Annotated in this window: 10 protein-coding genes and 1 pseudogene; 10 read left to right on the top strand and 1 reads right to left on the bottom strand. The window is 70.6% G+C overall.

Annotated features, from left to right (window positions below; genetic code table 11):
- Positions 1-34: 34 nt before the first annotated feature.
- Entirely contained in the window at positions 35-1033 is a 999-nt protein-coding gene (locus KBX08_RS05520; protein ID WP_210781461.1) for an RNA polymerase subunit sigma-70, read from the top strand.
- 4 nt (positions 1034-1037) lie between these two features.
- Positions 1038-1487, top strand: a complete 450-nt coding sequence (locus tag KBX08_RS05515) for a hypothetical protein (protein ID WP_247668926.1) — start codon at positions 1038-1040, stop codon at positions 1485-1487.
- 94 nt (positions 1488-1581) lie between these two features.
- On the opposite strand, the gene KBX08_RS05510 is transcribed toward KBX08_RS05515, so the two are convergent.
- Positions 1582-2370, bottom strand: a complete 789-nt coding sequence (locus KBX08_RS05510) for a FadR/GntR family transcriptional regulator (RefSeq protein ID WP_210781460.1) — start codon at positions 2368-2370, stop codon at positions 1582-1584.
- 183 nt (positions 2371-2553) lie between these two features.
- On the opposite strand from KBX08_RS05510, the gene KBX08_RS05505 reads away from it, so the two are divergent.
- The 8 genes and pseudogenes from KBX08_RS05505 (at position 2554) to KBX08_RS05470 (ending at position 12213) form a co-directional block, all read left to right on the top strand.
- On the top strand, positions 2554-3792 hold the full coding sequence (locus tag KBX08_RS05505; protein WP_247668925.1) for a sugar ABC transporter substrate-binding protein: 1239 nt from the start codon (positions 2554-2556) through the stop codon (positions 3790-3792).
- Between the two features lie 75 nt (positions 3793-3867).
- A complete protein-coding gene (locus tag KBX08_RS05500; RefSeq protein WP_210781459.1) occupies positions 3868-4821 on the top strand; it encodes a carbohydrate ABC transporter permease in 954 nt (317 codons plus the stop codon).
- Positions 4818-5633, top strand: a complete 816-nt coding sequence (locus KBX08_RS05495; RefSeq protein WP_210781458.1) for a carbohydrate ABC transporter permease — start codon at positions 4818-4820, stop codon at positions 5631-5633. Before KBX08_RS05500 ends, KBX08_RS05495 begins: the two co-directional genes overlap by 4 nt.
- Positions 5634-5640: 7 nt before the next feature.
- On the top strand, positions 5641-6789 hold the full coding sequence (dgoD, locus tag KBX08_RS05490; RefSeq protein ID WP_210781457.1) for a galactonate dehydratase: 1149 nt from the start codon (positions 5641-5643) through the stop codon (positions 6787-6789).
- 31 nt (positions 6790-6820) lie between these two features.
- Entirely contained in the window at positions 6821-8050 is a 1230-nt protein-coding gene (gene manD / locus KBX08_RS05485; protein WP_210781456.1) for a D-mannonate dehydratase ManD, read from the top strand.
- A complete protein-coding gene (locus KBX08_RS05480) occupies positions 8040-8630 on the top strand; it encodes a gluconokinase (protein ID WP_210781455.1) in 591 nt (196 codons plus the stop codon). Before manD ends, KBX08_RS05480 begins: the two co-directional genes overlap by 11 nt.
- Positions 8631-8684: 54 nt before the next feature.
- Entirely contained in the window at positions 8685-10391 is a 1707-nt protein-coding gene (locus KBX08_RS05475) for an ABC transporter ATP-binding protein (RefSeq protein WP_210781454.1), read from the top strand.
- Positions 10388-12213: pseudogene (locus tag KBX08_RS05470) on the top strand (ABC transporter ATP-binding protein). The gene KBX08_RS05475 and the pseudogene KBX08_RS05470 overlap by 4 nt, the downstream one beginning before the upstream one ends.
- Positions 12214-12327 lie beyond the last annotated feature (114 nt).

The raw sequence follows: 12327 nt of genomic DNA, 5'->3' as shown, positions 1-12327 counted from the left end.
AGGACAGGACATGACGAGGCGGAAGGATGACGCGATGAGTGCGGACACGCGGCTGGAGGAGCTGGGCGTGAGCGGTCTGAGCGAGGTCGACGAGCCGGCGTTCTCGGGGCTGGCGCAGCGGCACCGGCGGGAACTGCACGTGCACTGCTACCGGATGCTCGGATCGTTCGAGGACGCCGAGGACACCGTGCAGGAGACGTTCCTGCGTGCCTGGCGGCGGCGGGAGACGTTCGAGGGGCGGTCGACGTTCCGGGCCTGGCTGTACCGGATCGCCACCAACGCCTGCCTCGACCTGCTCGCCAAGCGCCGCCCGCAGCCGGCGACCGGCGGCGAGGTGCTGTGGTTGCAGCCCTACCCGGACCGGCTGCTCGACGAGCTGCCCGCGGGCGACGCGGACGAGCCGGAGACCGTCGCCGTGGCGCGGGAGACGATCGAGCTGGCGTACCTGGTCGCGGTCCAGCATCTCGCGCCGCGTCCGCGGGCCGTGCTGATCCTGCGGGACGTGCTCGGCTGGCCGGCGAAGGACGTCGCGGACCTGCTCGGCGACTCGGTCAACTCGGTCAACAGTGCCTTGCAGCGGGCTCGCGCCGGCATGCGGGAGCACCTGCCCGCCGAGCGGCAGGACTGGACCGGCGGCGAGGAGGACGCCGGCACGCGCGAGCTGGTGCGCCGCTTCACCGACGCCAGTGTGGCCACGAACGTCGACGTGCTCGCTGGCATGCTGCGCGACGACGTCCGCTGCTCGATGCCGCCCACGCCGGGCCTGCACGTCGGCCGAGACGCGGTGGTGAACAGTTGGGTCGAGGATGGCTTCGACGGCATGACGGGCCTGCGCGGGGTTCCCACCTCGGTGAACCGTCAGCCCGCCGTCGCCTTCTACCACTGGCGGAAGCAGGAGGGCGCGTACCTGCCGCTGACGATCGACGTCCTGCGCGTCACCGGCGGCAGAATCACCGAGATATTCACCTTCCACGACGACCAGTTCCCGCGGCTCGGGCTGCCGGAGCGCCTGCCGGCGGACGGCACGGAGTAGTCCGGTGTGGACGATCACGCTGCGCGGTGGCGCGCGTGCTGCGGTGGTCACGGCGGAGTGGTACGACGCGTTCGGTGTCGTCACCAGTGGGCGGGTCCAGCTGGAGCTGCGCGACGGAGAGCCCGGGCCGGTCCTCGGACGCGATGCCGGGTTCTGGTTGCGCGGCACCGGCGTCCGCGCGCTGCGCAACCCCGGCCGTCGTACGGCGAGAGTGCGTGTCTTCACGCCCGGTGCCGTCACACGCCAGTCGACACATCCCGTACGCCAGGCTCCAGATGAGGGAGACGACATGACCAGCACGAAGGACATCGAGATCGTCGCCGGCCCGGCATCGGACCGACCCAGCCACAACCACCGGTTCGGCGGGCTCGCCGGTACCGGCTTGGTAGCCACGCTCGCGGCGGTGATGAGCACCACCCTCGCCGCCGCACTGGCACGGGCCGCTGGCGTCTAACGCGGCCACCTAACCGCCCTCCTCGGGCTGCACCTCGTCGCCGCGGCGGTCCCCATGAGCCGGCCCTCCTGTGGCTACGTGATCCATGGCCCGCTCATCGGCTGGTCGTCGGACCGCCATCCGTGCTTCGGTCGGGTAGAGCGGTCTGCTCCCACAGCGACTTCATCTCGTCGAAGGCCTGCTCCATCAGCTGCACCATCGCCTGCCGGGCCCGTTCCCCGTCGCGCCGCTGGATCGCCTGGGCGACGTCGGCGTGCATCTGGAGAGCCTGCTCGTGCGGGTGGTGCGGCATGAGGTGGTGCTTGTGCCGGCCGGTGAGCACCTCCGCGACCAGCTCCTGGAGCCGGACGAACATCTCGTTGCCGGAGGCGAGCAGGACGCGCCGGTGAAACTCGATGTCGAGGTGCAGGAACCGCTCCTCGTCGCCGGCCTCGCCGGCGGCCCACATCTTCGCCGCCAGCCCGACGAGGTCGCTCGCCTCGTCACGGCCGATCCGGCTGGCGGCCAGGTAGGCCGCGTGCGGCTCGACGGCGGTGCGCAGCTCGGTGATCGAGCGGAGCTGGGCGATCCGGCCGGCCGAGGCGAGACGCCAACGGATCACCTGCGGGTCGAAGACGTTCCACGCGCTCGCGGGTCGGATCATCACCCCTACCCGTCGGCGCGCCTCGATGAATCCGATCGAGGCCAGCACCCGTAGCACCTCGCGGACGACCGAGCGGGACACGGCGTACCGGTCGACCAGCTCGTCGATGTTGAGGACCGATCCGGGTGCCAGCTCGCCGCCACAGATGGCCGTGCCGAGGTGTTCGAGGACGCGCGCGTGCAGCCCGGAGTCGGCGGGGCGGGCCGGAGCGGCTGCAACCTCTGGTGAGGACGGTTCCACTCAAAGATCATATCATTTGGATCTACCTCTTGAGGTAATCAGCTTTTTCGGCCTAGCATCCGGATGTTAAGCGGATGTAACGCCGAGGTAGCGGCTCTCTCGGGGGCGGCGGCCACGACAGAAGGAGAGACAAGCGTGCGACGTCGATCGATAATCGGCACTTCTCTGGCTGTGGTCGCCGCCATGAGCCTGACCGCCTGCGGCGGCGACGACGGCGGCGAGGGCTCGAAGACCGTTCGCGTGACACTGGTCAACCACGTGTGGACAGAGAACATCAAGAAGGTCCTGCCGGAGTTCGAGAAGCAGTCCGGCCTCACTGTCGAAGTCACCCAGCTCGGTGAGGACCAGCTCTCCGACCAGTACAACGTCAAGCTGAACGCCGGGTCCGACGACCTCGACGTGATGATGTACCGGCCCCTTCAGGAGGGAAAGCTGTTCGGCAAGAACAAGTACCTCGCCGACCTGAGCGAGAAGGTCAAGTCCGACAGCGCCTTCGAGTTCGCTGACTTCCAGGCCGGGCCCGTGCAGGCGACGACCTATGAGGGCAAGGTCGTCGGGTTGCCGATCATCACCGAGCAGGAGGTCCTCTACTACCGCAAGGACCTGCTGACGAAGTCCGGCTTCACAGCGCCGCCCAAGACCCTCGACGAGCTCAAGGCGCAGGCCGCGAAGATCGAGGCCGACAACCCGGGCGTCGCCGGCTTCGTCGCTCGTACCGGCAAGGCCGCCGCGGTCACCCAGTTCTCCAGCTTCCTCTTCAGCTTCGGCGGCGACTTCGTGGACGCCAGCGGGAAGGCCACCGTCAACACCGAGCAGGCCAAGCAGGCGTACGCCTACTACGGCGGACTGCTCAGGGACCACGGCCCGGAGAACATCAGCACCGACATGAGCTGGTCGGAGGCGATGGCGATCTTCACGCAGGGCAAGGCCGCCTTCTACACCGAGGCCAACTCGCTCTACAAGAACGCCACCGACCCGACCAAGTCCAAGGTCGTCGACTCCGTCGGCTTCGCACCCTTCCCGGCCGGCCCGGCCGGATCGAAGCCGTACAACATCCCGTCCTGGGCGCTGGGCGTGAACGACAGCTCGGAGAACAAGGACAACGCCTGGAAGTTCATCCAGTGGGCCGCCGGCAAGGAGCAGGCGCTGGCGCAGCAGACGGCCGGCGTACCCGGTGCCCGTACCTCGGTCTGGGCGAACCCCGCGAGCACCGCGACCCTGCCGAAGGACCTGGCCGAGGCCAACACGGTCAGCACCGCCAACGGCGTCGGGCACGACCGTCCGCTGGTGGTCAAGGTGGCCCAGGCGCGGGAGATCGTCGGCCAGCCGATCGTGGACGCGATCACCGGCAAGGACGCCGCCAGTTCGGCGGACGCGGCGAACGCGGCGTTCCAGAAGTTCCTCGACGACGAGGCGAAGTAACCCACGCGCCGGGCGGCGGGGCCGACCGGCTCCGCCGTCTCGCCGGGACCTGACCCCTCCAACCCGGAGATCTCAATGTCAGCCGTTCTCACCCCCCGTACCGATTCGCCCGAGGTCCCCGCGGCGTCAGTGGACACGACGTCGGCCTGGTCGCGTTGGGCCAACGAACACCGCAAGTGGCTCTTCGCGGCACCCGCCATGGCGTTCGTCGCCGTACTCATCATCTTTCCGGTGGCGTGGACCGGGTACCTGAGCCTGACCGACGCCGAGGGTTCGGTACGCGCCGAGTCCGAGTTCATCGGCTTCCAGAACTACCTCGACGTGCTCACCGACACCGACCGGTTCTGGCCGGCGGTCTGGCGCACGGTCCTCTTCACCGGCGTCGTGCTGTTCTTCGAGGTCATTCTCGGCATGGCGATCGCCCTGCTGCTGTGGCGGCCCTTCCGCGGTGAGAAGTGGGTCCGCGTCGCGATCCTCCTGCCGCTGGTGGCCACTCCGGTGGCGGTCGGCATGATGTGGCGCCTCATCTTCGACCCCAACATCGGGATGGCGAACCAGCTGCTCGGCTGGATCGGCATCGGCCCACAGCCCTGGCTGGCCGGCCAGAACTCGGCCCTGCCGACGACGATGTTCATCGACATCTGGCAGTGGACGCCGATGGTCGTGCTGATCCTGCTCGCCGGGCTGACCTCGCTCTCCGACGAACCCCAGGAGGCGGCTCGGATCGACGGCGCCAGCAGCTGGCAGCGGTTCCGGCACGTGACCCTCCCGCTGCTGATGCCCACGGTGATCGTCGCCATCCTGCTGCGCGGCATCGACGCGCTGAAGACGTTCGACATCCTCTACGCCACCAAGGGGCGCGGCGGCGGTTCCTTCCACGAGGTCGAGACCCTCAACGTGTACGCGTACGGGCTCAGCTTCGACTACAACGACTACGGCGTCTCGTCGACAGTCCTCATCATCTTCTTCCTGATCATCATCGGGGTGATGTGGGCCCTCACCTATCGCAAGAAGGGGCTGGGCCGATGAAGCCAAGCAAGCCGTACCGGGTGTTCCGCAACTCGGCTCTCGTCGTCGTGGTGTTCGCGCTGATGGCGCCGCTGCTCTGGATGATCGCCGCGTCTTTCAAGACCAACGTGGACATCTACGACACGGCCAAGGCGTTCGTCTTCTCGCCCAGCCTGAAGAACTACGAGACCGTTCTCCAGCAGGCGAACTACCTCGAGTTCATCGGCAACAGCCTCTGGGTGGCGTTCGCGGCCACCACGCTCTCGCTCCTGCTCGGGGTGCCCGCCGCGTACTCGATGAGCCGGTTCAGCATGAAGAAGTCCGCGCTCGTCGTGCTCATGGCCCGGGTCATCCCCGGCGTCTCGCTCCTGGTGCCCTGGTACTACGTCTTCTCGAACCTGAAGCTGGTCGGCGGCTTCACAGTGCTGATCCTGAGCCACATGTTCGTGTCGCTGCCGCTGATCGTCTACATCATGATGGGTTACTTCGACGGCCTGCCGACCGAGTTGGAAGAGGCCGCGCTGGTCGACGGGCTGACCCACATCGGCGCGTTCCGGCGGATCACCCTGCCGCTGTCGGTGCCCGGCGTCGCGACCGCCGGCATCCTCTCCTTCATCTTCTCCTGGAACAACTTCATGTTCGCCCTGGTGCTCTCCGGATCCGACACCAAGACGCTCCCGGTCGCGATCTTCGACTTCGTCGGCTACGCCAGCATCGACTGGGGCGGCCTGATGGCCGCGGCGACAGTGGTCACCCTGCCGATCATGCTGATCGCCCTGTTCGTGCAGAAGTACGTCGTCTCCGGCCTCACCGCCGGTGCCACGAAGGGCTGACCGGCACATGACGACGATCGCGAAGGTGGAGACGTTCCTGGTCGCACCGCGCTGGCTGTTCGTCCGGATCGAGACGGAGTCCGGCATCGTCGGCTGGGGCGAGGCGACCTGCGAGGGCCGGTCCGAGACCGTGCGCACGGCCGTCCACCAACTCAGCGAGCTGCTCACCGGCCGGGACGCGCTGCGTATCGAGGACCACTGGCAGGTGCTGACCAAGGGTTCCTTCTACCGGGGCGGCCCGATCCTGGCCAGCGCGGTGTCCGGTCTGGACCAGGCGCTCTGGGACATCGCCGGCAAGCACTACGGCGCCCCCGTGCACCAGCTCCTCGGTGGGCCGGTCCGGGACCGGATCCGGGTCTACGGCTGGATCGGTGGTGACGAGCCCGCCGAGATCCGCGACCAGATCAGCGCCCGGATCGAGGCGGGCCTGACCGCTGTGAAGATGAACGCGTCCGGGCCGATGGGCGCGCTCGCCTCGGTCGCCGACCTCGACGCGGTGGTGCAGCGGGTGGCAGTCGCCCGTGAGGTCCTCGGCGACGATCGCGACGTCGCTGTCGACTTCCACGGTCGGTTCACCCTCGCCAACGTCCGGAGGGTCGCCCCGCTGCTGGAGCCGTACCGGCCGTTCTTCCTGGAAGAACCGGTGGTGCCGGAGAACTCTCACCTGATCGGTGAGGTCGTCCGCTGCACCACCACCCCGGTCTCGACGGGGGAGCGGCTCTACAGCCGGCAGGAGTTCCTGCCCGTGTTGCAGGCCGGCATCGCCGTGGCCCAGCCGGATCTCGCGCACGCCGGCGGCATCACCGAGGTTCGCAAGATCGCGACGTTGGCCGAGGTGTACGACGTGCAGCTCGCCCCGCACTGCCCGCTCGGGCCGATCGCCCTCGCCGCCTGCCTCCAGGTCGGCTTCGCCACACCCAACTTCCTGATCCAGGAGCAGAGCATCGGCATCCACTACAACCAGGGCGCCGAGGTGCTCGACTACTGCCTCGACCAGACCCCGCTGACCTTTGTCGACGGGTACGTGCAGCGGTTGACAGCGCCCGGTCTCGGCATCGAGATCGACGAACACGCAGTGCGGACCGCTGACAAGCGTGGGCACGCCTGGCGCAGCCCGACCTGGCGGCACCCCGACGGCTCCTACGCGGAGTGGTGAGACCCCGACCGGCGAGAACGAAAGGCACCCCGTGAAGATCGTCGCAGCAGACATCATCGTGACCAGCCCCGACCGGAACTTCGTCACCCTCAAGATCACCACTGATGAGGGCATCACCGGTCTGGGCGACGCCACGCTCAACGGCCGCGAGCTCTCCGTCGCCTCGTACCTGCGCGACCACGTCGCCCCGCTGCTGATGGGACGGGACCCGCACCGGATCGAGGACACCTGGCAGTTCCTGTACCGCTCGGCGTACTGGCGGCGGGGCCCGGTCACCATGGCGGCCATCGCCGCGGTGGACGTCGCGCTCTGGGACATCTTGGCCAAGGCCGCCGGCATGCCGCTCTACCAACTGCTGGGCGGCGCGTCGCGCACCGGCATCATGGCGTACGGGCACGCGTCGGGGCGGGACATCCCCGAGCTGTTCGACTCGATCCGCCGCCACCTCGACGAGGGCTTCCGGTCGATCCGGGTGCAGACCGCGGTGCCGGGGATCAACGCGGTCTACGGTGTGGCCGCGCAACCCAGCGCCACCGGCCAGCGCTACGACTACGAGCCCGCGCAGCGCACCCCGCTGCCCGCCGAGGAGGACTGGGACACCCGCGCGTACCTGCGCCACCTGCCGTCGGTCTTCGAGGCGGTACGCGGCGAGTTCGGCCCGGAGTTGCCGCTGCTGCACGACGGTCACCACCGGATGACCCCGATCCAGGCCGCCAAGCTCGGCAAGGCTCTCGAACCGTACGACCTGTTCTGGCTGGAGGACTGCACCCCGGCCGAGAACCAGGAGGCGCTGCGGCTGGTCCGCCAGCACACCATCACCCCGCTGGCCATCGGTGAGGTCTTCAACACCGTCTGGGACTACCAGACCCTGATCCGGGAGCAGTTGATCGACTACGTCCGGTCCGCGGTCACCCACACCGGCGGCATCACCGCCATGCGCAAGCTGCTCGACTTCGCCGCCCAGTACCAGATCAAGTCCGGCATTCACGGTCCCACCGACATCTCCCCGGTGGGCATGGCCGCGGCGCTGCACCTGGACCTGGCCATCCACAACTTCGGGATCCAGGAGTACATGAAGCACACCCCGCTGGCCAACGAGGTGTTCCGGCAGTCGTTCACCTTCACCGACGGCTACCTGCACCCGGGCGACCAACCGGGGCTCGGGGTGGAACTCGACGAGGAGGCGGCGGCCCGGTTCCCGTACGAGCCGGCGTACCTGCCGTTCAACCGGCTCAAGGACGGCACGGTTCATGACTGGTGAACGGCGCGGCGCCCGGCCCACCCGGCATGTCGTGGTGATGGGCGTCTCCGGGGCCGGCAAGACCACTGTGGCGCGTGGGATCGGCGCGGCGACGGGGCTGACGTTCGCCGAGGCGGACGAGTTCCACTCCCCGCAGAACGTGGCGCGGATGCGCTCGGGCGTACCGCTGGACGACACCACCCGGTGGCCGTGGCTGCGGGACATCGCAGGGTGGATCGCCGATCGCGGCGCGGAGGGCCGCTCGACGGTGCTGGCCTGCTCGGCGTTGAAGCGGTCGTACCGGGACGTGCTGCGTCAGGGCCCGCTCCGGGTGGACTTCGTGCACCTGGACGGGCCGGCGGAGGTCATCCGAGCCCGATTGGCCCGGCGCGAGGGGCACTACATGCCGGCCAGTCTGCTGGAGTCGCAGCTCGCCACGCTGGAACCGGCCGAGCCGGACGAGTCGGTGCTCGTCCTCGATGTCTCGCTGCCCCCGGAAGCCCTGGTCGCGGCGGCCGTCAAGGGTCTCGGTCTGCCCGCTTCGGTGCCGGTGGGGGAGCGCCGGGACCGCGCGTCCGATCCCACTTCGGGGGCATGTTAGGTTAGCCTGCCCTAATGTAGTGGAGTCTGTCGCCGTGCCCTCATCGATCCGAGCATGACAGTCGCCGAGACCACCGGTGGCGTGGTGCTCCGTCGCGCGCTGCGTCGACAGCGCGCCCGGGTGGCCGCCGGCATCGCGCTGCTCTGCACCCACCAGGCCACCGAAGCCCTCGTCCCGGTCGCCATCGGCGTGATCATCGACCGTGCGGTGGCCACCGGGGACGTCAGCGCCCTGCTGCTCTCGCTGGCCGGCCTGGCCGCCCTGTTCACAGTGCTCGCCTTCGCCTACCGGGCCGGCGCACGACTGGCGTTCGCCGCCGTCGAACACGAGGCGCACGCCACCCGGGTCGAGATCGTCAGCAGCGCCCTCGACCCGCGCGGACGGCGGTCGGGCATGCGCGACGGCGAACTGCTGTCCGTGACGGCCTCCGACGCCGAGCTGTCCGCGCTCGTCGTGCGGGTCGCGGGACTCACCGCCGCGGCGCTCACCGCCATCGTGGTCGCGGCCGTCGCGCTGCTCGTCGTCGACATCCCTCTCGGCCTCGGGGTGCTCATCGGCGTACCCCTGCTGGTCGTCGCCCTCCAGCGGATGGCGCCGCTGCTCACCCGGCGCAGCACGTCGCAACAGGAGGCGCTCGCCGCCACGACCGCCCTCGCCGTCGACCTCGTCAGCGGCCTGCGCGTGCTGCGCGGCATCGGCGCACAGGACCACGCCGCCCGCCGGTACGCGGGAGCCAGCCGGCACGCGCTCGACGTCACCCTGCGCGCCGCCACCACAAAGGGCCTGCACCTCGGGCTCACCACCACTGTCAACGGCCTCTTCCTCGCGACGGTCGCCGGAGTCGCCGGCTGGCTCGCCCTTCAGGGCCAGCTCACCATCGGCGAGCTCGTCGCCGTGGTCGGGCTGGCCCAGTTCATCGCCGAGCCGGTGCAGACGCTCGGGTACTGCGTCCAGTTGTTCGCCATGGCCCGAGCCTCCGCGGGGCGGGTCGCCCGGGTCCTCGGCGCCGCGCCGGTCGTCCAGCCGGGTGACGCCGGGCCGCCCGCCCCGAGTCCGTCCCGGCTCGCCCTCGACGGGGTCTCGTACGCGGGCCTCGACGACGTCAGCCTGCGCGTTCGCGCCGGTGAGATCCTGGGCGTGCTCGCCTACGACCCGAGCGAGGCCGAGGCGCTGGTCGCTCTGCTGGCCGGCCGGGTGCCCCGCGCGGACCACCAGGGCACCGTCCGCGTCGACGGCGTGCCCGCCGACGAGCTGCACATCGACGCCGCGCGCGCCGTGGTCCTGGTCGAGCAGCATGACGTGGCGCTGTTCGAGGGGACGCTGCGCGCCAACCTCAGCGCCGGCGCCTCCGTCGATGACGAGGTGCTGCGTGCCGCAGTGCGGGCCGCCGCGGCCGAGGACGTGCTCGCCGCGCACCCGCACGGGTTCGACCGCCTGCTCACCGAACGCGGGGCGAACCTCTCCGGTGGGCAGCGGCAGCGGATCGGGCTGGCGAGGGCACTGGTCGCCGACCCGCCGGTGCTGGTGCTGCACAACCCCACCACCGCTGTCGACGCGGTGACCGAGGGGTTGCTCGCCACCAGGCTGGCCGAGGCGCGCGGGGCGGGCACCCGCGGCACGGTGCTGATCACCACCAGCCCGGCGCTGCTGCGGATCACCGACCGGGTCGCGGTGATCGACCGGGGACGGATCGTCGCCGAGGGTCCGCACGAGCTGTTGCTCGCCAGCGACGCCCGCTACCGGGAGGAAACCCTGCGATGACGTCCGAGCCGATCACCCGGCACCTGCTGCCGACGGCCACCGGCCGGCAGACCTGGGCCGCCCTCCGTACCGAGCTGGCGCTCCTGCCGGGGCTCAGCGCCGTCGCCGGCACGTTGCTGATCGCCGCCGCCGCGACCGGGCTGGTCGCGCCCTGGGTCCTCGGGCGCCTCGTCGACGACGTCATCGCCGGGACCGACACGCCCCGGGTGATCGCCTGGGCCGGCGTGATCGCCGGCGCCGCCGTGCTCGCGGGGCTCCTCACCGCGGTCGGAGCGGCGGTCGCCGCGCGTCTCGGCGAGACCGTGCTGGCCCGACTCCGGGAGCGGGTCCTCGACCGGGCCCTGCACCTGCCCTCGGCCACCCTGGAACGGGCCGGGACCGGGGACCTGGTGGCCCGTGCCGGCGACGACGTGGCAGTGGTGACGAACGTGATCGCCACCAGCGGTCCTGCCTTCCTCGGCGCGCTGCTGTCTGTCGTGCTGACCGCGGCAGGGCTGTTCGCCCTCGACTGGCGGCTCGGCATCGCCGGGTTGGTCGCGGCCCCGGCGTACGCGGTGGCGCTGCGCTGGTACCTGAAGCGTTCGGTGCCGTACTACGCCCGCGAGCGGGTGGCGACGGGCGAGCGCGCGCAGGCGACGGCCGAGGCGCTGCGGGGCGCGGCCACAGTGCGCGCCTACCGGATGGAGGACGCCCACGTCGCGCGGATCGCGGAGCGCTCCGGCGTCGCCCGCGACCTGTCGCTGGAGATCTTCGGTCTCTACACCCGCTTCGGGCTGCGCATCAACCGCTCCGAGTTCGTGGGGCTCGCCGCCGTGCTGCTCGCCGGCTTCCTGCTGGTCCGCGGTGACCTGGCCACCGTCGGCGCCGCCACCACTGCCGCCCTCTACTTCCACCGCCTCTTCAACCCCATCGGCCTGCTGCTGTTCGAGTCGGACTCGGTGTTGCAGGCCGGGGCCAGCCTGGCCCGACTCGTCGGGGTCACCACCCTGCCCGACACCGCGGCCCCCGCCGGCACCGAGCCCACCCGCCATGATCGGGGCGCACCGGCGGCCCTGGAGGTGACCGTCGGGCAGCACCGTTACGACGACGGGCCGGTGGTGCTGCGGGACATCGGCCTGCGTCTCGCACCCGGGGAGCGCGTCGCCCTGGTCGGCGCGAGCGGCGCGGGCAAGAGCACCCTCGCCGGCATCATCGCGGGCATCATCGTGCCCACCGACGGCGCGGTTACCCTGCGCGGCGTGCCACTGACACAGCTCGGCGAGCACCGCCTCCGTCGCGAGATCGCCCTGATCAGCCAGGAGGTGCACGTCTTCGCCGGGCCGCTCGCCGACGACCTGCGCCTCGCCGACCCGGATGCCACCGACGCCGAGATCGCCGCCGCCCTCGACCTCGTCGGCGCCACCGAGTGGGTGCGGACCCTGCCGGACGGCCTCACCACGGCGGTGGGGAGGGTGGGCGGCAGCTCACCTCGGCCCAGGCCCAGCAGCTCGCCCTGGCCCGCCTCGTCCTCGCCGATCCGGCCGTCGCGGTCCTCGACGAGGCCACCGCCGAGGCGGGCAGCGCGGGCGCGCGCGACCTCGACCGCGCCGCAGTGGCGGCCACCGAGGGCCGTACCACGCTGATCGTCGCCCACCGACTCAGCCAGGCGGCCACCGCGGACCGCATCGTCGTCCTCGACCAGGGGCGCGTCGCCGAGCACGGCACGCACGCCGAACTGCTCAGGGCCGGGGGCGGGTACAGCACGCTGTGGCGCTCGTGGAGCATGCCCGACCCCGTGGTCCCGCGAGAACGCGAGAGCGCGGACCAGCCCGTCGCGAGCTGAGCGGCACCGGTTCCCGTCACCTCGGACATCCGCGAGATCAGTCGAAACGTGGAACCTCGGGAACTTTTCCGGACCGGCCGGCGACCACCAGAGTGCGCGGCCGACCGGCGGCGT

This window comes from Micromonospora sp. H61 (genome assembly GCF_018070325.1).
Lineage (GTDB): Bacteria > Actinomycetota > Actinomycetes > Mycobacteriales > Micromonosporaceae > Micromonospora > Micromonospora salmantinae.
This window is presented reverse-complemented; position numbering and strand designations above follow the sequence as displayed.

Coding starts and splice junctions, on each gene's coding strand:
- KBX08_RS05520 (WP_210781461.1), top strand. CDS start 35: ATGAGTGCGGACACGCGGCTGGAGGAGCTGGGCGTGAGCGGTCTGAGC.
- KBX08_RS05505 (WP_247668925.1), top strand. CDS start 2,554: ATGAGCCTGACCGCCTGCGGCGGCGACGACGGCGGCGAGGGCTCGAAG.
- KBX08_RS05500 (WP_210781459.1), top strand. CDS start 3,868: ATGTCAGCCGTTCTCACCCCCCGTACCGATTCGCCCGAGGTCCCCGCG.
- KBX08_RS05495 (WP_210781458.1), top strand. CDS start 4,818: ATGAAGCCAAGCAAGCCGTACCGGGTGTTCCGCAACTCGGCTCTCGTC.
- dgoD (WP_210781457.1), top strand. CDS start 5,641: ATGACGACGATCGCGAAGGTGGAGACGTTCCTGGTCGCACCGCGCTGG.
- KBX08_RS05480 (WP_210781455.1), top strand. CDS start 8,040: ATGACTGGTGAACGGCGCGGCGCCCGGCCCACCCGGCATGTCGTGGTG.
- KBX08_RS05475 (WP_210781454.1), top strand. CDS start 8,685: ATGACAGTCGCCGAGACCACCGGTGGCGTGGTGCTCCGTCGCGCGCTG.